This window comes from Actinokineospora sp. NPDC004072, assembly GCF_053604195.1.
In genome coordinates, this window is the sequence record NZ_JBSGHB010000019.1 from 117,324 (window position 1) to 136,854 (window position 19,531).

Consider the following 19,531-nt stretch of genomic DNA (forward strand, 5'->3'; position numbering starts at 1 on the left):
GCATGCCTGACGCCGACCCCGACGCGCTGTTCACCGTCGAGGTCCCCGCCCCGCCGCCGCCGAAGGGCCGCCCGGAGCCCGCGGCCCGGCTGCCGGTGGCGAAGGTGTACGTCGACGTGCCGCTGGCCCACCTCGACCAGCTCTTCGACTACCTCGTCCCCGCCCGCTTCGACGCCGAGGCCGTGCCCGGCGCGCGGGTGCGCGTGCGCTTCGCCGGGCAGCTCGTCGACGCCTTCCTCATCGAGCGGGTCGAGCGCTCCGAGCACCGCAACCCGTCGTTCCTGGACAAGGTGATCTCCCCGGAGCCGGTGCTCGCCCCGGAGATCGCCGCCCTGTGCCGCGCGGTGGCCGACCGCTACGCGGGCGCGATGATCGACGTCCTGCGCCTGGCCATCCCGCCCCGGCACGCCCGGGTCGAGGCCGAGCCCCCCGGCGAGCCCGCCCCGGTCCCGCCTGCCCCGCCCGCCGACGGCTGGGCCGAGTACCCGCGCGGGCGGGCCTTCCTCGACGCCATCCGGGCGGGCAGGCAGGCCAACGCGGTGTGGCAGGCGCTGCCGGGGGAGGACTGGCCCGCCCGGCTGGCCGAGGTCGCGGTCACGGCGGCTTCAGCGGGCCGGGGCGCGGTGCTGGTCGTGCCCGACCACCGCGACGTGGCCCGGCTGCACGCCGCCTGCGTGGCGCTCGCGGGGGAGGACGCCGTCGTGGCGCTGTCGGCCGACCTGGGGCCTGCCAAGCGGTACCGGGCGTGGTTGAAGGTGCGCCGCGGCGGGGCCCGGATCGTGGTAGGCACCCGCGCCGCGGCCTACGCGCCGGTCGCCGACCCCGGCGTGCTGGTGGTCTGGGACGACGGCGACGACCAGCACGCCGACCAGCGCGCGCCCTACCCGCACGTGCGGGAGGTGCTCATCGAGCGGGCCCGGCTGGGCGGCGCGGGCGTGCTGGTCGCCGGGTTCGCGCGCACCGCGGAGGCGCACCTGCTGACCGAGTCCGGCTGGGCCCCGCAGATCATCGCCGGGCGCGACCGGGTGCGGGCCAGCGCGCCGCGGGTGAGCGCGGTCGGCGAGCACGACTCCCAGCTCGCCCGCGACCCGGCCGCCCGCACCGCCCGCATCCCCTCCCTGGCCTTCGACGCCGCCCGCGCCTCGATCAAGGCGGGCCGCCCGGTGCTGGTCCAGGTGCCCCGGCGCGGCTACGTGCCCGCGGTGACCTGCCAGGACTGCCGCACCCCCGCCCGCTGCCGCCGCTGCGCCGGGCCGCTGGGCCTGCTGGGCGGGGCCGACCGCCCGCCGGTCTGCCGCTGGTGCGCGACGCCCGCGGCCGACTTCCGCTGCTCGGCGTGCGGCTCGCGCAGGCTGCGCGCGGTGGTCGTCGGCGCCAAGCGCACGGCCGAGGAGCTGGGCCGCGCCTTCGCCGACGTCCCGGTGCGCACCTCCGGGGCCGCCGAGGTGCTGGCCCGCGTCGACGCCGAGCCCGCCCTGGTCGTGGCCACCCCGGGCGCGGAGCCGGTCGCCGACGGCGGCTACGGCGCCGCCCTGCTGCTCGACGGCTGGGCGCTGCTGGCCAGGGCCGACCTGCGCGCCGCCGAGGAGGCCCTGCGCCGCTGGATGACCGCCGCGGCCCTGGTGCGCCCGGGCGCCGAGGGCGGGCGGGTCGTGGTGGTCGCCGACTCGGCGCTGCCCGCGGTGCAGGCGCTGGTCCGCTGGGACCCGGTCTGGCACGCCGACCTGGAGCTGTCCGGCCGCGTCGAGCTGGGCTTCCCGCCCGCGGTGCGGATGGCGTCGGTGGAGGGCAGCCCGGACGCCGTCGCCGGGCTGCTGGCCGAATTGCGCCTGCCCCCGGACGGGGAGGTGCTGGGCCCGGTCCCGCTCGCCGAGTCCCGCGAGCGCGTCCTGGTCCGCGTTCCGCGCGCAGGCGGCCGGGCGCTCACCGAGGCGCTCAACCACGCCCAGCGCGGCCGGACGATGCGCAAGGACCAAGAGCCGTTGCGCGTGCGGGTAGACCCGCTCGACCTGATCTGAACCCCGAATAGACTGGCGGCCTGCCGACCGTAGGGAGAAGGTGTGACCGTCCAGCCGATCCGGCTCTTCGGTGATCCGGTGCTGCGCACACCGGCCGTCGAGGTGGTGGACTTCGACAAGGAACTGCGCACGCTGGTGAGCGACCTCTGGGACACCATGCAGGCCCAGGGCGGCGCGGGCCTCGCGGCCCCGCAGATCGGCGTCGGGCTGCGGGTGTTCACCTACAACTGCGATGGCGTCGGGGGCCACCTGGTCAACCCGGTGTGGACGGCGGTGGGCGACGAGGAGCAGGACGGGCAGGAGGGCTGCCTGTCGATCCCCGGGCTGTACTGGGACTGCGTCCGCGCCAAGAACGTCGTCGCGCGCGGCTGGAACATGCACGGCGAGCCGGTGGAGGTCCAGGGCAGCGACCTGCTGGCCAGGGCCATCCAGCACGAGACCGACCACCTCGACGGCGTGCTCTTCCTCGACCGGCTCGACGAGGCCACCCGCAAGCGGGCGATGGCCGAGATCCGCTCGGCGTCCTGGTTCGACGGGACCGTGCCGACCATGAAGCAGAACCCGCACCCGCTGTTCGGGGGGCGCTGATGCGGGTGGTGTTCGCGGGAACCCCCGAAGCCGCCCTGCCCTCGCTGCGCGCCTTCCTGGCCAGCGACCGCCACGAGGTCGTCGCCGTCGTCACCCGTCCCGACGCGCCCGCGGGCCGCGGCCGCGGCCTGGTTCGCTCGCCGGTCGGGGCGCTGGCCGACGAGCACGGCATCGAGGTGCTGACGCCCGCCAAGGCCGCCGACCCGGACTTCAAGGCGCGGCTGGCCGAGCTGGCCCCGGACTGCTGCCCGGTCGTCGCCTACGGCAACCTGCTGCCCCGCTCGGTGCTCGACATCCCCGCGCACGGCTGGATCAACCTGCACTTCTCGATCCTGCCCGCCTGGCGCGGCGCGGCCCCGGTGCAGGCGGCCATCAAGCACGGCGACGAGATCACCGGCGCGAGCACCTTCCGCATCGTCAAGGAGCTGGACGCCGGTCCGGTCTACGGCGTGCTCACCGAGCCGATCCGCCCCGACGACACCGCGGGCGACCTGCTGGCCAGGCTGGCCGAGGCGGGCGCTGGCCTGCTGGTGTCCACACTGGACGGCATCGCCGCAGGCGCGCTGGCCGCGGTGGAGCAGTCGGCCGACGGGGTCAGCTTCGCGCCGAAGGTGCTCGTGGAGGACGCCAAGGTGGACTTCAAGCACCCGGCGCTCGCGGTGGACCGGCTGGTCCGCTCGGTGACCCCGGACCCCGGCGCGTGGGCGCAGTTCCGCGGCGAGCGGGTCAAGCTCGGCCCGGTCACCGCCGTCCCCGAGGTCGAGCTGGCCCCGGGCGAGCTGGCCGTGGAGCGCAAGCGCGTCCTGGTCGGCACCGCGACCCACGCCGTCGCGCTGGGCCAGGTGCAGGCGCAGGGCAAGAAGCGGATGGCGGCCACCGACTGGGCGCGCGGCGTCCGGCCCGAGCCGGGGGAGGCGCTGGCATGAACCGCCGCCCCGCCCGCCCGCGCCGCTCGCACCCGCCGCGCCGCACCGACGGCCCCGCCCGCCCGCCGATCGACGACCCGGCCCGCCGCGCGGCGCTCGACGTCGTCCGCGCGGTGCGCGCCGACGACGCCTACGCCAACCTGGTGCTGCCCAAGCTGCTGCGCGAGCGCAAGCTGTCCACCCGCGACGCGGCCCTGGCCACCGAGCTGGCCTACGGCACCTGCCGCGCCTGGGGCCTGCTGGACGAGGTCCTGGCCGCCTGCATCGACCGACCGCTGTCCAAAGTGGAGCCGCCGCTGCTGGACGCCCTGCGGCTGGGCGCCTACCAGCTGCTGCGCACCCGCATCCCCGCGCACGCCGCCGTCGCCGCGACCGTCGACCTGGTGCGCGCCGACCTCGGCTCCCGGGTCACCGGCTTCGCCAACGCCGTGCTGCGCCGGGTCGCCGAGCACGACCAGGACGCCTGGCTGGACAAGCTCGCCCCGCAGGACCCGGTCGGCAACCTGGCCGCCCGCACCGCCCACCCGCACTGGATCGCCCGCGCCTTCGCCGACGCCCTGGGCAGCACCGGCGACGAGCTCGCCGCCGCCCTGCGCGCCGACGACGAGCGGCCCGCCGTGCACCTGGTCGCCCGGCCCGGCGAGCTGAGCGCCGAGGAGCTGGCCGCGCTCACCGGCGGCGACCCGGCCCCGTACTCGCCCTACGGCGTGCGGCTGGAGGCGGGCGCTGGCGACCCCGGCGACCTGCCGCCCGTGCGCGAGAACCTGGCGGGCGTGCAGGACGAGGGCAGCCAGCTGTGCGCGCTGGCCCTGACCCGCGTGCCGGTCGAGGGGCCGGACACCCGCTGGCTGGACCTGTGCGCGGGCCCGGGCGGCAAGGCGGCCCTGCTGGGCGCGCTGGTCGGCATCAACGGCGGCACGCTCGACGCGGTGGAGCAGGCGCCGCACCGCGCCCGGCTGGTCGAGCAGTCCACCGCGGGGATGCCGGTCACCGTGCACGTCGCCGACGGCCGCGACTCCGGCTTGGAGCCGGGCTTCGACCGGATCCTCGTCGACGCGCCGTGCACCGGGCTGGGCGCGCTGCGCAGGCGCCCGGAGGCGCGCTGGCGGCGCCAGCCCAGCGACGTGGGGGACCTCACCAAGCTGCAGCGGGAGCTGTTCACCGCCGCGATCGCGCTGGCCCGGCCGGGCGGGGTCGTCGCCTACGTCGTGTGCTCGCCGCACCTGGCCGAGACCGAGGGCGTGGTGGCCGACGTCGTGCGCACGACCGGGGTGACCCAGCTCGACGCGCGCGAGTTCTTCCCCGGCGTGCCCGACCTCGGCCCCGGCCCGGCCGTGCAGCTCTGGCCGCACCGGCACGGCACCGACGCCATGTTCTGCGCGCTGGTCAGGACATGATCCTCGGGTTGGTGTCGGCCGCGGGCGGCGGCGTCGAGCACCGGCTGCGGGTCGAGGTCGCCGTCCCGGCGGCCCGCCGCGGCTGGCGGCTGGCGATCACCTTCACCCCGACCGCGGCGCGCTGGATGCAGGCCGCGGGCGAGGCCGCGCGGCTGCAGTCGCTGACCGACCTGCCGGTGCGCTGGGAGTCGCGGCTGCCCGACCAGCCCAAGCCCTACCCGATCCCGGACGCCTTCCTGTTCGTGCCCGCCACCGCGAACTCGGTGGCCAAGCTGGCCACCGGCATCGCCGACAACCAGGCCCTCACCGCGCTCACCGAGGCCATCGGCACCCCCGGCGTCCCGGTCGTCGTCCGACCGCAGGCCGACCCGGCCCAGCGCGCCCACCCGGCGTGGGAGGCGCACCTGGAGACGCTGCTGTCCTGCGGCGTCCACATCGCAGACGGCCCGCGGGACGACCCGTGGGAGCCCCTGCTCGACCTGATCGAGGCCCTGTGAAGCGCGTTTCCATCCTGGCGATGGGCGGGACCATCGCGATGGTCCCCGCCCCCGACGGCGGCGTCGTCCCGGCGCTGGGCGCCGACGACCTGGTCAAGGCGCTGCCCGACCTCGACGTCGAGATCACCGCGCGAACCGTCCGCACTCTGCCGAGCCCGTCGATCGGGTTCGCCGACCTTGTGGCCCTGGGCGAAGCCGTCCGGGAGGAGATCGCCGGGGGAGCCGACGGCGTCGTCGTCACCCACGGCACCGACACCATCGAGGAGACGGCGATCTTCCTCGACCTCACCGTCCCCGGCGACACCCCCGTGGTCGTCACCGGGGCGATGCGCCCGCCCGCCTCACCGGGCGCGGACGGGCCAGCGAACCTGTTCGCCGCGGTCAAGGTGGCCACCTCCGCGGACGCCCGCGGCCTCGGCGTCCTGGTGGTCATGGCCGACGAGGTCCACGGCGCGCGGTTCGTGCGCAAGAACCACACCAGCAGCACCGGCGCGTTCGCCTCCCCCGGGTTCGGCCCGCTCGGCCTGGTCGTGGAGGGCGAGCCGCGGCTGCGCGGCACCCCCCGGGTCGGCCTGGCCCTGCCGATCGGCCCCCGGGTCGAGGAGGTCCGCATCGCCCTGGTCACCGTCGCCCTCGGCGACGACGGCGGCCTGCTGCGCTGCGCGGCCCCCGCCTTCGACGGCGTGGTGCTGGCGGGCCTGGGCGCCGGTCACGTCCCGGCCGGGATGGTGCCGCTGGTCGCCGAGGTCGCCGCCCGCATCCCGGTCGTGCTGGCCTCGCGCACCGGCTCGGGCTCGGTCCTGCGCCAGACCTACGGCTACCCCGGCTCCGAGCGCGACCTGCTCGACCGCGGCCTGGTCCACGCTGGCTTCCTCGACCCGGCCAAGGCCCGCGTGCTCCTGCACCTCCTGCTCGCCGACGGCGCCGACCGCGACCGCATCACCGAGGCGTTCGACCAGTACCGATAGGGGATCCCGATGGACGTCCTGCCCGCCGAGCTGTCCAACTACCTGCTGGCCCACTCCACCCCCGCGGACCCCGTCCTCCGCGACCTGGCCGCCGAAACCGCCCGCACCTTCCCCGACGCCCTGAGCATGCAGATCTCGCACGACGAAGGCGAGTTCCTGACGATGCTGGTCCGCCTCACCGGCGCGCGCCGGGCCATCGAGGTGGGCGTGTTCACCGGCTACTCCTCCATCTGCATCGCGCGGGGGCTGCCTGAGGACGGGACGCTGCTCGCGTGCGACGTGAGCGAAGAGTGGACGGCGGTGGCCCGACGCTACTGGGAGCGCGCAGGCGTCGCCGAGAAGATCGACCTCCGCCTCGCGCCCGCGCTGGAGACGCTGCAGGGGCTGCCGCTAGAGGAGTCATACGACATCGCCTTCATCGACGCCGACAAGGTGTCGTACCCGGCGTACTACGAGGAGATCGTCACCCGGCTGCGACCTGGCGGGGTCGTGCTGCTCGACAACGTGCTGCGAGGCGGCCGGGTGCTGAACCCGGACCCGGCAGACGAGGCAACGGCAGCAATCCTGCGGACGAATGAGCTGGTGGTAGCGGATTCCCGGGTAGACGTGGTGATGCTCCCGCTGCGAGACGGCGTAACCATCGCACGAAAGCGCTGACGGCTGGGGGCGGCTCGCCGCCCCTCCCGCCCCTCCCGGGCCCTCGAGCGCAGACGCTCCCCGGCCCGGTCCTTCCCGTATCAGCCTCGCCCTTTCCCGCCTCACCCGTGCCCTCCCGCGCTCATGCTCCTCGGGCCGGAGCTTCTCCGCCGCACCACCCTCTGCCCCAGCCCTCGCCCCCCGCTTGATTGACCTTGCATGACTGTGCATAATCATTCGTATGACGGTTCGGGTCGGGGTCGCAGGGGCCAGTGGGTATGCCGGGGGCGAGGTGCTCCGGCTGCTGCTCGCGCACCCGGACGTCGAGATCGGCGCGCTGACCGCCGGGGGGAACGCCGGGAGCAGGCTGGGGGAGCACCAGCCGCATCTGCTGCCGCTGGCCGACCGGGTCCTCCAAGAGACCACCGCCGAGAACTTCGCCGACCACGACGTCGTCTTCCTGGCGCTCCCGCACGGCCACTCCGCGGCCATCGCCGCCGAGCTGACCGACGCCCTCGTCATCGACTGCGGCGCAGACCACCGGCTGGAGGACGCGGCCGACTGGACCCGCTGGTACGGCGGGGAGCACGCCGGGACCTGGCCGTACGGGCTCCCCGAGCTGCCGGGCGGGCGCGACGCCCTCAAAGGCGCGCGCAGGATCGCCGTGCCGGGGTGCTACCCGACGGTCAGCTCCCTCGCCCTGGCGCCCGCCCTCGCCGCAGGTCTGGTCGAGCCCGAGGTCGTCGTGGTCGCCGTGTCCGGGACCTCGGGCGCTGGGAAGTCGCTCAAGCCGCATCTGCTCGGTTCCGAGGTCATGGGCTCCCTCAGCGTCTACGGGGTCGGCGGCGCGCACCGGCACACGCCCGAGATCGCGCAGAACCTGGGGAAGGTGGCGAACCGCAAGGTCGGCGTCTCCTTCACCCCCGTCCTCGCGCCGCTGCCCCGCGGCATCCTCGCCACCTGCAGCGCCCAGCTGACCGGCGCGCACGACGTCCGCGAGGTCTACACCCAGGCGTACGCCGACGAGCCCTTCGTGCACGTGCTGCCAGAGGGGCAGTGGCCGACCACCGCCGCCGTCCTCGGTTCCAACGCCGTCCAGATCCAGGTGACCGCCGACCCCGACACCAACCGGCTGATCGCCGTCGGTGCGGTCGACAACCTCACCAAGGGCACGGCGGGGGCCGCCGTGCAGTCCATGAACATCGCGCTCGGCCTGCCGGAGACCACCGGCCTGTCCACTGTGGGAGTCGCCCCGTGACCGCTCTCGACCGCACCACCGGAGTCGCCGCCGCCCAGGGATTCCGCGCCGCGGGCGTGGCCGCGGGGATCAAGGCGTCGGGCAACCCCGACCTGGCCCTGGTGGTCAACGACGGCCCGTCGCAGGCGGCCGCGGGGGTGTTCACCACCAACAAGGTGAAGGCCGCCCCCGTGCTCTGGTCGCAGCAGGTGCTGACGACCGGCAAGCTGCGGGCCGTCGTCCTCAACTCCGGCGGCGCGAACGCCTGCACCGGCCCGGAGGGCTTCCAGGACAGCCACGCCACCGCCGAGAAGGTCGCCGACGTGCTCGGCGTCGGGGCGGTCGAGGTCGCGGTGTGCTCGACCGGGCTCATCGGCGAGCGCCTGCCCATGGACGCGGTGAAGTCCGGTGTGGACATCGCGGCGAAAGGGCTTGCGGCAGGGGCGGAAGCCAGCCTGGCCGCCGCGACCGCGGTCATGACCACCGACACCGTGCCCAAGCAGGTCGCCCTGCGGCAGTCCGGTTTCACCGTCGGCGGCTTCGCCAAGGGGGCGGGCATGTGCGCGCCCAACATGGCGACCATGCTCTCCGTCATCACCACCGACGCCGACGTCGACCAGCCCGCGCTGGACGCCGCCCTCAAAGCCGCCGTCGCCAAGACCTTCAACCGCCTCGACGTCGACGGCGGCACGTCCACCAACGACACCGTGCTGCTGCTGGCCTCCGGCGCGTCCGGGGTCAAGCCGGACGGCGACGAGTTCGCCCAGGCCCTCGAAGCCGTGTGCGCGGACCTGGTGGCCCAGCTGCAGGCCGACGCCGAGGGCGTCACCAAGCACGTCTCGATCACCGTGCGCGGCGCGGCGACCGACGCCGAGGCCGTCGCCGCGGCCCGCGCGGTGGCCCGCGACCCGCTGTGCAAGACCGCCTTCTTCGGCAGCGACCCCAACTGGGGCCGCATCGCGATGGCCGTCGGCAACGCCCCCACCGCGTTCGACCCCCAGGCGCTCGACATCACCATCAACGGCGTCGCGGTGTGCCGCGCTGGCGGGCGCGGCGAGGACCGCTCGCTGGCCGACCTGTCCGGGCGGGAGATCACCGTGGAGATCGACTTGCACGCGGGCAGCGGTGCGGGCACGGTCCTGACCACCGACCTCTCGCACGGGTACGTCGAAGAGAACAGCGCGTACAGCTCATGACCAGCCCCGCCGCCAAGGCCGCAATCCTGATCGAGGCGCTGCCGTGGCTGCGCCGGTTCCACGGCGCGCTCGTGGTGGTCAAGTACGGCGGCAACGCGATGGTCGACGACGCGCTCAAGCAGGCGTTCGCCGAGGACATGGTCTTCCTGCGCCTGGTGGGCCTGCGCCCGGTCGTCGTGCACGGCGGCGGCCCGCAGATCTCGGCGATGCTCGACCGGCTCGGCATCCCGACCGAGCGCGCCGCGGGCCTGCGGATCACCACCGCCGAGGCGATGGACGTCGTGCGCATGGTGCTCACCGGGCAGGTTGGCCGGGAGATCGTCGGCCTGATCAACCAGCACGGCCCCTACGCCGTCGGCATCTCCGGCGAGGACGCGCGCCTGTTCACCGCCGAGAAGCGCACCGCGGTCGTCGACGGCCAGGAGGTCGACCTCGGGCAGGTCGGCGACGTCGTGGCCGTCGACCCGGCCGCCGTGCTGGACATCGTCGCCGCGGGCCGCATCCCGGTGGTGTCCACGGTGGCCCCGGACGCGGACGGCGTCCCGCACAACGTCAACGCCGACACCGCCGCCGCCGCGCTGGCCGTCGCGCTGGGCGCGGAGAAGCTGGTCGTGCTCACCGACGTCGAGGGCCTCTACGCCGACTGGCCCGACCAGTCCTCGCTGCGGCACGAGATCCGCGCCGCCGAGCTGGCCGAGCTGCTGCCCGGCCTGGAGAGCGGGATGGTCCCGAAGATGGAGGCGTGCCTGCGCGCCGTCCGCGGCGGCGTCCCGCGCGCCCACGTCATCGATGGGCGGCTCGCCCACTCGGTGCTGCTGGAGGTCTTCACCAGCACCGGGGTCGGCACCCTGGTGCTCCCGGACGAGGGGGAATCATGATCGGCTCCAACGCCGAAGGCCGGTCGCGCTGGCAGGGCGCGATGATGGACAACTACGGCACGCCCGCGCTGACGCTCGTGCGCGGCGAGGGCGCGCACGTCTGGGACGCCGACGGCGCCCGCTACACCGACCTCGTCGCGGGCATCGCCACCAACGTCCTCGGCCACGCCCACCCGGCGGTGGTCGAGGCTGTGAGCGCGCAGGTCGCCACGCTCGGCCACACCTCCAACCTCTACGTCAACCCGGTCGCCGTCGAGCTGGCCGACGCGCTGCTCGACGTCGCCGGGCTCGCCGGGCAGGCCCGCGTGGTCTTCTGCAACTCCGGCGCGGAGGCCAACGAGGCCGCGCTCAAGCTCGCCCGCCTCACCGGCCGCCCCAAGGTCATCGCCTGCACCGGCGCCTTCCACGGCCGCACGATGGGCGCGCTGACCCTCACCGGCCAGCCGCCCAAGCGCACCCCGTTCGAGCCGCTGGTGCCCGGGGTCGAGCACATCCCGTTCGGCGACGTGGACGCCCTGCGCGCCGCGGTCGACGCCGACACCGCCGCGGTGTTCATCGAGCCCGTCCTCGGCGAGGGCGGCGTGGTCCCCGCCCCGGACGGCTACCTGCACGCCGCCCGCGAGATCACCGCCGACGCGGGCGCGCTGCTGGTGCTCGACGAGGTGCAGACCGGCATCGGCAGGCTCGGCTCCTGGTTCGCCTTCCAGCAGGCCGGGGTGGTCCCGGACGTGTTCACCCTGGCCAAGGGCCTCGGCGGCGGGCTGCCGCTGGGCGCCTGTGTGGCCGTCGGCGCGGCGGCCGAGCTGTTCGGCCCCGGCCACCACGGCACCACCTTCGGCGGCAACCCGGTCGCCTGCGCCGCCGGGCTGGCCGTGCTGCGCACCATCGCCGCCGACGGCCTGCTCGACCACGCCGCGGCGGTCGGCAAGGACCTGGCCGCGGGCATCGAGGCGGTCGACCACCCGCTCATCGCCGGGGTGCGCGGCACCGGCCTGCTGCTGGGCATCGCCCTGACCCGGCCGGTGTCGGCCGACGTCGCCGCCGCCGCGCTCGGCGCGGGTTTCCTGGTCAACAACGTCCAGCCGGACGCGGTCCGGCTGGCCCCGCCGCTGGTGCTCACCGACGCCCAGGCGGCCGAGTTCATCGACGCGCTGCCGTCGATCCTGGAGGGCACCTGATGGTCCGGCACTTCCTCCGCGACGACGACCTGACCCCCGACGAGCAGCGGGCGGTCCTCGACCTGGCCAAGGCGTGCAAGGCCGACCCGCTGGGCGCCAAGCCGCTGGCGGGCAAGTCGGTCGCGGCGATCTTCGAGAAGAACTCCACCCGCACCCGGCTGTCCTTCGAGGTCGGCATCGCCCAGCTCGGCGGCCAGCCGATCGTGGTCGACGGGCGCACGATGCAGCTCGGCCGCGAGGAGACCATCGAGGACACCTCCCGCGTGCTGTCGCGCTACGTCGACGTCGTCGTCTGGCGGACCTTCGCCCAGAAGCGCATGGACGCCATGGCCTCGGCGTCGCGCATCCCGGTGATCAACGCCCTGACCGACGAGTTCCACCCCTGCCAGGTCCTCGCCGACCTGCAGACCATCGAGGAGCGGCACGGCAGGCTCGCGGGCGTCACCGCGACCTACCTCGGCGACGGCGCGAACAACATGTCCCACTCGCTGCTGCTCGGCGGGGCCACCGCGGGCATGCACGTGCGGGTCGTGGCCCCCGAGGGCTTCCAGCCGCACCCGGACATCGTCGCCGCCGCAGAGAAGCGCGCCGCCGAGACCGGCGGCAGCATCACCCAGTTCACCGACCCGCACGCCGCCGTCGACGGCACCGACGTCATCGTCACCGACACCTGGACGTCGATGGGCCAGGAGAACGACGGCCGCGACCGGGTCAGCCCGTTCCGCAGGCTCCAGGTCAACGCCGAGCTGATGGACCGCGCCGCCCCCGGCGCCATCGCCCTGCACTGCCTGCCCGCCCACCGCGGCTGGGAGATCACCGACGAGGTCCTCGACGGCCCGGCGAGCGCCGTCTGGGACGAGGCCGAGAACCGCCTGCACGCCCAGAAGGCGCTGCTGACCTGGCTGGTCTCGGCATGATGACCCGCACCGCGCGGCAGGCGCGCATCACCGCCATCGTAGCCAACCAGGCCATCCGCAGCCAGACCGAGCTGGCCAAGCTGCTGGCCGCCGAGGGCGTCGAGGTCACCCAGGCGACCCTGTCGCGCGACCTCGACGAGCTCGGCGCGGTCAAGCTGCGCGGCATCGACGGCGGCGCGCCGGTCTACGTCATCCCCGAGGACGGCAGCCCGGTGCGCGGCATCGAGGGCGGCACCTCCCGGCTGACCCGCCTGCTCGGCGAGCTGCTCGTCGCCGCCGACGCCTCGGGCAACCTCGCGGTGCTGCGCACCCCGCCCGGCGCCGCCCAGTTCCTGGCCAGCGCCATCGACCGCGCCGCGCTGCACGACGTCGTCGGCACCATCGCGGGCGACGACACCCTCGCGGTCATCGCCCGCGAGCCCGTGACCGGCCGCGCGCTGGCCGACAAGTTCACCGCTTTGGCCGCCCGGCCCAACGGTGCAGATCAAGGAGAGAGCAATGAGTGACAGGGTGGTGCTGGCCTACTCCGGCGGACTCGACACCTCCGTCGGCATCGGCTGGATCGCCGAGGAGACCGGCGCCGAGGTCGTCGCCGTGGCCGTCGACGTCGGCCAGGGCGGCGAGGACATGGACACGATCCGCAAGCGCGCCCTGGAGTGCGGCGCGGTGGAGGCGGTCGTCGCCGACGCCCGCGACGAGTTCGCCGAGCAGTACTGCCTGCCCGCGCTGCAGGCCAACGCCCTCTACATGGACCGCTACCCGCTGGTCTCGGCGCTCTCCCGCCCGGTGATCGTCAAGCACCTGGTCGAGGCCGCGAAGTACCACGGCGCCAGCACCGTCTCCCACGGCTGCACCGGCAAGGGCAACGACCAGGTCCGCTTCGAGGTCGGCATCGGCGCGCTCGCCCCCGACCTGAAGGTCATCGCCCCGGTGCGCGACTTCGCGTGGACCCGGGAGAAGGCCATCGCCTGGGCCGAGGAGCGCAACCTGCCCATCGACGTGTCGAAGAAGTCGCCGTACTCCATCGACCAGAACGTCTGGGGCCGCGCGGTGGAGACCGGGTTCCTGGAGGACATCTGGAACGCGCCCATCGAGGACGTGTACTCCTACACCGCCAACCCGCTGGAGCCCCGCGACCCCGACGAGCTGGTCATCACCTTCGACAAGGGCGTCCCGGTCGCCATCGACGGCGAGACCGTCACCGTGCTGCAGGCGATCCAGGAGCTCAACCGGCGCGCGGGCGCCCAGGGCGTGGGCCGCCTGGACATGGTCGAGGACCGGCTGGTCGGCATCAAGAGCCGCGAGGTCTACGAGGCCCCCGGCGCGATCGCGCTGATCACCGCCCACCAGGAGCTGGAGAACGTCACCGTCGAGCGCGACCTCGCCCGGTTCAAGCGGACCGTCGAGCAGCGCTGGGGCGAGCTGGTCTACGACGGCCTGTGGTTCTCCCCGCTCAAGGACGCACTCGACGCCTTCATCGCCAAGACCCAGGAGCACGTCAGCGGCGACGTCCGGCTCACCCTGCACGGCGGCCGCGCCGTGGTCACCGGGCGCCGGTCCGAGCAGAGCCTGTACGACTTCAACCTGGCCACCTACGACGAGGGCGACTCCTTCGACCAGTCGCTGGCCAAGGGCTTCGTCCAGCTCTGGGGCCTGCCCAGCAAGATCGCGGCCAAGCGCGACCAGGCCCACCACTGACGCTAGGGAGAGAAGTGAGCAACGGTCTTTGGGGCGGGCGGTTCGACAGCGGCCCCGCCGAGGCGATGGCGGCGCTGAGCCTGTCGACGCACTTCGACTGGCGGCTGGCCCGCTACGACATCGCCGGGTCGCGGGCGCACGCCCGGGTCCTGCACCGCGCCGACCTGCTGACCGACGCCGAGCTCTCCGGCATGCTCGCCGCGCTGGACGCCCTGGAGGCCGACGTGGCCTCCGGGGCGTTCACGCCCGTCGTCGCCGACGAGGACGTGCACACCGCCCTCGAACGCGGCCTGATCGAGCGCGCGGGCCCCGAGCTGGGCGGCAAGCTCCGCGCGGGCCGCTCCCGCAACGACCAGGTGGCCACCCTGTTCCGCATGTGGCTGCGCGACGCGGCCCGGCAGGTCGCGGGCGGCGTCCTGGACGTGGTGGAGGCGCTGACCGACCAGGCCCGCCGCCACGCCGACGCGGTGATGCCCGGGCGCACCCACCTGCAGCACGCCCAGCCGGTCCTGCTGGCCCACCACCTGCTCGCCCACACCCAGGCCCTGCTGCGCGACGTCGAGCGGCTGCGCGACTGGGACAAGCGGGCCGCGGTGTCGCCGTACGGCTCGGGCGCGCTCGCGGGCTCATCGCTGGGGCTGGACCCGGCCGCCGTCGCCGAGGAGCTGGGCTTCGACGGGCCGGTGGAGAACTCCATCGACGGCACGGCCTCGCGCGACTTCGCCGCCGAGATCGCCTTCGTGCTGGCGATGCTCGGGGTCAACCTCTCGCGCATCGCCGAGGAGGTCGTCATCTGGACGACCGCCGAGTTCGGCTACGCGACCCTCGACGACGCCTGGGCCACCGGCAGCTCGATCATGCCGCAGAAGAAGAACCCCGACGTCGCCGAGCTGACCAGGGGCAAGGCGGGCAGGCTCATCGGCAACCTGACCGGCCTGCTGGCCACCCTCAAGGCCCAGCCGCTGGCCTACAACCGCGACCTGCAGGAGGACAAGGAGCCGCTGTTCGACGCCGTCGAGCAGCTGGGCCTGCTCCTCCCGGCGATCGCGGGCATGGTCGGCACGCTCACCTTCCACACCGACCGGCTCGCCGAGCTGGCCCCCGCCGGGTTCACCCTGGCCACCGACATCGCCGAGTGGCTGGTCCGCCAGGGGGTGCCGTTCCGGGTGGCGCACGAGGCCGCGGGCGCGTGCGTGCGCGTCGCCGAGGGCCGCGGGGTCGGGCTGGAAGACCTCACCGACGAGGAGTTCGCCGCGATCAACCCCGCCCTGACCCCCGCGGTGCGCGACGTGCTCACGGTCGGTGGCTCGATCGCCTCGCGGGCCGCGTACGGTGGCACCGCGTCGCCTCGGGTCGCCGAGCAGCGGACGCGCGTCGAGCGGCGGATCGAGGAGCACCGGGCGTGGGCCGAGGAGATCGTGCGCAAGTAGGACCGGCGTTCACCCGGGACGAGCTGGCCATCGACCCGCTCGACGCCGCCCGGCTGCTGCTGGGCTCGTACCTGGAGAGCGCGGGCGTCACCGTGCGCATCGTGGAGGTCGAGGCGTACCGGGGCGGCGACGACCCGGCGTCGCACTGCTACCGGGGCCGGACACCGCGCAACGACGTGATGTTCGGCCCCGCTGGGCACCTCTACGTGTACTTCGTCTACGGGATGCACTTCTGCGCGAACGTGGTCTCGCTGACCGACGGCGTGCCCGGCGCGGTCCTCCTCCGCGCGGGTGAGGTGGTGTCCGGCGTGGACATCGCCCGCTCGCGCAGGCCCGCGGCCCGTTCGGCGGCCGACCTGGCGCGCGGCCCGGCCAAGCTGTGCGGGGTCCTCGACCTCGACCGCGGGCACAACGGCGTCGACCTGACCTCGCCGTCTTCGCCGGTGCGCCTCTACAAGGGCGAGCCGGTCGAGGACGTGTCGGTCGGCCCGCGCGTGGGCGTGGCCGTCGCGGTGGACGTGCCGTGGCGGTTCTGGGTCACCGGGTCGACCGCGGTCAGCACCTACCGGCGCGGCACCAGGGCACGTCCGGCCTAACGACAGCACGTGACCGATCCGGTACCAGTGGTGCATGGACGGTGACGACACCACCAGCAACGAGGTGGATGGCACGATCCACGGCGACGTGCACCAGATCCGCGACGTGCACGGCAACGTGGTGTTCGGCCCGCGCGGCGCGCCGACCCCGACCCCGCGCCAGCTCCCCGCCGCGCCCCGGCCGTTCTTCGGCAGGCAGTCGCACCTGACCGCGCTCGACGCGGCGGGGGAGGGTTCTCGCGTGGTGGTGCTGTCCCACCCGGCGTCCGGGATCGGCAAGACCGCCCTGGCCGTGCACTGGGCGCACACCGCCGCCCCCCGCTTCCCCGACGGGCAGCTCTACGTCGACCTGCGCGGCTCCAACCAGCACGGCCTCACCCGCCAGGCCGCCGACGTCGCCTACGACGTCCTCATCGCCTTCGGCGTCACCCCGCACGAGGGCGCCGACGCCCGCCTGGCCCAGTACCGCACGCTGCTCGCCGCCAAGCGCGTCCTCCTGGTGCTCGACGACGCCCGCGACGCCGAGCAGGTCCGCCCGCTGCTGCCGCCCGGCGACCGCGCGCTGGTCCTGGTCACCAGCCGGGAGGACCTGGTGACCCTCGGCGCGCCCGCGGTCCGGCTCGCCGAGCTCGACCCGGTCGACTCCGCGGACCTGTTCACCGCGCTGGCCCCCACCGCCGACCCGGCCGCCGTGCGCGCGATCGTGCACGTCTGCGCCGGGCTGCCCGGCGCGCTGATCGCCTGCGCGGGCGCGGGACCGGCCGAGCGCGTGGCCGCCGAGCTGTGGGCCATCCCGGAGATCGGCCGCGAGCCCGACCCGTTCGCCCGCGGCCAGCGCGTCCTGGCCTGGGCGGCGCGCAACCGCGGCGGGCGGACCTGGGCCGAGCCGCTGGCCGCCGCGGCCTGGCTCGCCGACCGCCGGGTGCTCTACGGGTCGGCGGTCGCGCTGTGCGCGATCGTCACCGCCGTCTCCACCGACTTCTTCGCGGCCTCGGGCCTGCTGGGCGTGCTCTACTTCGTGGTCCTGCGCTTCGGCGCGCTGCTGGCCGGGCTCGTCCTGATGCGCCTGCCGGGTCCGCCGGGCGCGGTCGGCTCCGGGCTGGCCGTGGGCACCGCCGTCGCCCTGCTGGTCGACGCCCTCGTGTCGATCAACGGCAGCGGCCAGCTGCTGATCTGGCTCGAACTGCTGGCCGCGCTGCTGTTCTCGACCCTGCTGTGGATGCACGTGCAGCCGGTCCGCACCCGCCCCCGCGGGCTGCGGCTGGTGCCCCCGGCCCGCAGGCCGCTGGCCTTCGCCGCCCTCGGCGCGGCGTCGGCCTGGTTCGTCCTGCTGTTCGTCTCCATCGACGTCGGCGAGTTCCTGTCGGACACGCCCATCGGCTTCGGCGGCGCGCTCGGCGTGATGTTCCCGGTGCTGGTGGTCGGCGGGCTGGGCGCGCTCGCCGCCTTGGCCGAGATCCCCGACGAGGTCCAGCGCATCCGCATCGGCGCCGCGGTGGCGGCCTACCTGCTCCCGGAGATCGTGCTCCTGGTCGGGTCGTTCCTGCTGGGCGACCGCTTCGGCTACCTCGGCGGGCTGCTCTTCTCCCGGGGTGAGACCCCGGCCTACTCGGCGGTGCTCGCGGCCGTGCTGATCCTGGTGCTGGGCTCCACGCTGACCCTGCTCCGCCTGCGGCAACCCGGTCGCCGCACCCCGCCGGGGTGGGCGAAGATGGGCGGGTGAGCGAACACATCCTCGACGAGCTGTCCTGGCGCGGCCTGATCGCGCAGTCCACCGACCTCGACGCCCTGCGGGAGGACCTCGACGCGGGACCGCTCACCCTCTACTGCGGCTTCGACCCGACCGCGCCGAGCCTGCACGCGGGCAACCTGGTGCCGCTGCTCATGCTGCGCCGCTTCCAGCTCGCCGGGCACAAGCCCATCGTCCTCGCGGGCGGGGCCACCGGCACGATCGGCGACCCACGCGACACCGGGGAGCGCACGCTCAACTCCCTCGACACCGTCGCCGAGTGGGCCGGGCGCATCCGCGGCCAGCTGGAGCGCTTCGTCGCCTTCGACGACCGCAACGGCCCCGGCACCGCCGCCGTCATCGTCAACAACCTCGACTGGACCGGCGGGATGTCGGTCCTGGAGTTCCTGCGCGACGTGGGCAAGCACTTCTCCGTCAACGTCATGCTCGCGCGGGAGACGGTCAAGCGGCGCCTGGACGGCGACGGCATGTCGTACACCGAGTTCAGCTACCTGCTGCTGCAGTCCAACGACTACCTGCACCTGTTCCGCGAGCACGGCTGCAAGCTCCAGGTGGGCGGCTCCGACCAGTGGGGCAACATCATCGGCGGCGTCGAGCTGACCCGCCGGGTCACGGGGGAGTCCGTGCACGCCCTGACCGCGCCGCTGGTGACCGACGCCGAGGGCCGCAAGTTCGGCAAGTCCACCGGCGGCGGCAACGTCTGGCTCGACCCGGCCATGACCTCGCCGTACGCCTGGTACCAGTACTTCGTCAACGTCGGGGACGCCGACGTCATCCGGTACCTGCGGCTGTTCACCTTCCTCCCGCAGGAGGAGATCGCCGCGCTGGAGGCGGACACGGCCGAGCGCCCGCACCTGCGCGCCGCGCAGAAGAAGCTGGCCGAGGAGTTCACCAGGCTGGTGCACGGCGACCACGAGACCGCCCAGGTCATCGCCGCCAGCCAGGCCCTGTTCGGCCGCGGCGAGCTGGCCTCGCTCGACCTGGCCACGCTGGACGCGGCGATGGCCGAGGCGCCCACGGGGACCGTCCGCCTGGCCGACGGGCCGACCATCGTCGACCTGCTCATCGCCTGCGGTCTGGCCGACAGCCGCGGCGCGGCCCGGCGCACGGTGAACGAAGGTGGCGCGTACGTGAACAACGCGAAGGTCGCCGACGAGTCCTGGACCCCGGCCAAGGAGGACCTGCTGCACGGGAAGTGGCTGGTCGTGCGGCGTGGCAAGCGGAACACGGCCGGGGTCGAGGTCCAGCTTTAGCCGCCGTTGGGCGGATCTAAGCGTGACGGTCGTCACATTCACAGCGCGATGGGCCTGGGTTACCTTGGCATCAGACCTGAGACAGGGCTGATGACCTGCGGTTTCACCCTGGTTCGGGTGCCTGGGGGTGCGATTTGACCTCCAGTTGGCAGCCGTGTAACTTTCTCTCTGCCAGCGCGGAACGGGCCGGATCAACCGGACCGGGCGCGGCAGATCAAGACAAAGCCTGAAGTAACCAGCCTCCTTCGGTGGTCGCCTGCGGCGGTCCCGCTAGGATGTGCGTGTGTTGTTTGAGAACTCAACAGTGTGCCGATGAAAGCCAGTAGAGCTTTTATGAAGTGAACCCCGTTTGATTGGGTTCCTTTGAG

General features: G+C 74.3%; 18 protein-coding genes. All 18 read left to right on the top strand.

Going from position 1 to position 19,531, the window contains the following annotated elements:
* Nucleotides 1-2: 2 nt before the first annotated feature.
* A complete protein-coding gene (locus ACWEPX_RS26270) occupies nucleotides 3-2,018 on the top strand; it encodes a primosomal protein N' (RefSeq protein WP_451899910.1) in 2,016 nt (671 codons plus the stop codon).
* Nucleotides 2,019-2,060: 42 nt separating this feature from the next.
* On the top strand, nucleotides 2,061-2,606 hold the full coding sequence (gene def, locus ACWEPX_RS26275; protein ID WP_451899911.1) for a peptide deformylase: 546 nt from the start codon (nucleotides 2,061-2,063) through the stop codon (nucleotides 2,604-2,606).
* Nucleotides 2,606-3,532, top strand: a complete 927-nt coding sequence (gene fmt / locus ACWEPX_RS26280; RefSeq protein WP_451899912.1) for a methionyl-tRNA formyltransferase — start codon at nucleotides 2,606-2,608, stop codon at nucleotides 3,530-3,532. Before def ends, fmt begins: the two co-directional genes overlap by 1 nt.
* A complete protein-coding gene (locus tag ACWEPX_RS26285) occupies nucleotides 3,529-4,929 on the top strand; it encodes an RsmB/NOP family class I SAM-dependent RNA methyltransferase (protein WP_451899913.1) in 1,401 nt (466 codons plus the stop codon). The genes fmt and ACWEPX_RS26285 overlap by 4 nt, the downstream gene beginning before the upstream one ends.
* On the top strand, nucleotides 4,926-5,426 hold the full coding sequence (locus ACWEPX_RS26290; protein WP_451899914.1) for a flavoprotein: 501 nt from the start codon (nucleotides 4,926-4,928) through the stop codon (nucleotides 5,424-5,426). Before ACWEPX_RS26285 ends, ACWEPX_RS26290 begins: the two co-directional genes overlap by 4 nt.
* On the top strand, nucleotides 5,423-6,394 hold the full coding sequence (locus tag ACWEPX_RS26295) for an asparaginase (RefSeq protein ID WP_451899915.1): 972 nt from the start codon (nucleotides 5,423-5,425) through the stop codon (nucleotides 6,392-6,394). Before ACWEPX_RS26290 ends, ACWEPX_RS26295 begins: the two co-directional genes overlap by 4 nt.
* Before the next feature lie 9 nt (nucleotides 6,395-6,403).
* Nucleotides 6,404-7,051 (top strand): O-methyltransferase, encoded by a 648-nt coding sequence (locus ACWEPX_RS26300; protein ID WP_451899916.1) that lies wholly within the window; start codon nucleotides 6,404-6,406, stop codon nucleotides 7,049-7,051.
* 220 nt (nucleotides 7,052-7,271) lie between these two features.
* Nucleotides 7,272-8,288 (top strand): N-acetyl-gamma-glutamyl-phosphate reductase, encoded by a 1,017-nt coding sequence (gene argC, locus ACWEPX_RS26305; RefSeq protein ID WP_451899917.1) that lies wholly within the window; start codon nucleotides 7,272-7,274, stop codon nucleotides 8,286-8,288.
* Nucleotides 8,285-9,463, top strand: coding sequence for a bifunctional glutamate N-acetyltransferase/amino-acid acetyltransferase ArgJ (gene argJ, locus ACWEPX_RS26310; RefSeq protein ID WP_451899918.1), 1,179 nt, complete (start codon nucleotides 8,285-8,287; stop codon nucleotides 9,461-9,463). The genes argC and argJ overlap by 4 nt, the downstream gene beginning before the upstream one ends.
* Nucleotides 9,460-10,341 carry an acetylglutamate kinase gene (gene argB, locus ACWEPX_RS26315; RefSeq protein ID WP_451899919.1) on the top strand — a complete coding sequence of 294 codons (882 nt, stop codon included), beginning with the start codon at nucleotides 9,460-9,462 and terminating at the stop codon, nucleotides 10,339-10,341. The genes argJ and argB overlap by 4 nt, the downstream gene beginning before the upstream one ends.
* The gene (locus tag ACWEPX_RS26320; protein ID WP_451899920.1) at nucleotides 10,338-11,519 is read left to right on the top strand and encodes an acetylornithine transaminase; all 1,182 of its coding nucleotides are present in this window, start codon (nucleotides 10,338-10,340) and stop codon (nucleotides 11,517-11,519) included. The genes argB and ACWEPX_RS26320 overlap by 4 nt, the downstream gene beginning before the upstream one ends.
* Entirely contained in the window at nucleotides 11,519-12,436 is a 918-nt protein-coding gene (argF, locus tag ACWEPX_RS26325) for an ornithine carbamoyltransferase (RefSeq protein WP_451899921.1), read from the top strand. The genes ACWEPX_RS26320 and argF overlap by 1 nt, the downstream gene beginning before the upstream one ends.
* Nucleotides 12,436-12,942, top strand: a complete 507-nt coding sequence (locus ACWEPX_RS26330) for an arginine repressor (RefSeq protein WP_451899922.1) — start codon at nucleotides 12,436-12,438, stop codon at nucleotides 12,940-12,942. The genes argF and ACWEPX_RS26330 overlap by 1 nt, the downstream gene beginning before the upstream one ends.
* On the top strand, nucleotides 12,935-14,134 hold the full coding sequence (locus tag ACWEPX_RS26335; protein ID WP_451899923.1) for an argininosuccinate synthase: 1,200 nt from the start codon (nucleotides 12,935-12,937) through the stop codon (nucleotides 14,132-14,134). The genes ACWEPX_RS26330 and ACWEPX_RS26335 overlap by 8 nt, the downstream gene beginning before the upstream one ends.
* Nucleotides 14,131-15,564, top strand: a complete 1,434-nt coding sequence (gene argH, locus ACWEPX_RS26340; RefSeq protein ID WP_451899933.1) for an argininosuccinate lyase — start codon at nucleotides 14,131-14,133, stop codon at nucleotides 15,562-15,564. Before ACWEPX_RS26335 ends, argH begins: the two co-directional genes overlap by 4 nt.
* A complete protein-coding gene (locus ACWEPX_RS26345) occupies nucleotides 15,537-16,160 on the top strand; it encodes a DNA-3-methyladenine glycosylase (protein WP_451899924.1) in 624 nt (207 codons plus the stop codon). The genes argH and ACWEPX_RS26345 overlap by 28 nt, the downstream gene beginning before the upstream one ends.
* Nucleotides 16,161-16,194: 34 nt before the next feature.
* On the top strand, nucleotides 16,195-17,883 hold the full coding sequence (locus ACWEPX_RS26350) for a hypothetical protein (protein ID WP_451899925.1): 1,689 nt from the start codon (nucleotides 16,195-16,197) through the stop codon (nucleotides 17,881-17,883).
* Complete coding sequence (tyrS, locus tag ACWEPX_RS26355) at nucleotides 17,880-19,163, top strand: tyrosine--tRNA ligase (protein ID WP_451899926.1); 1,284 nt, start codon at nucleotides 17,880-17,882, stop codon at nucleotides 19,161-19,163. Before ACWEPX_RS26350 ends, tyrS begins: the two co-directional genes overlap by 4 nt.
* Nucleotides 19,164-19,531 lie beyond the last annotated feature (368 nt).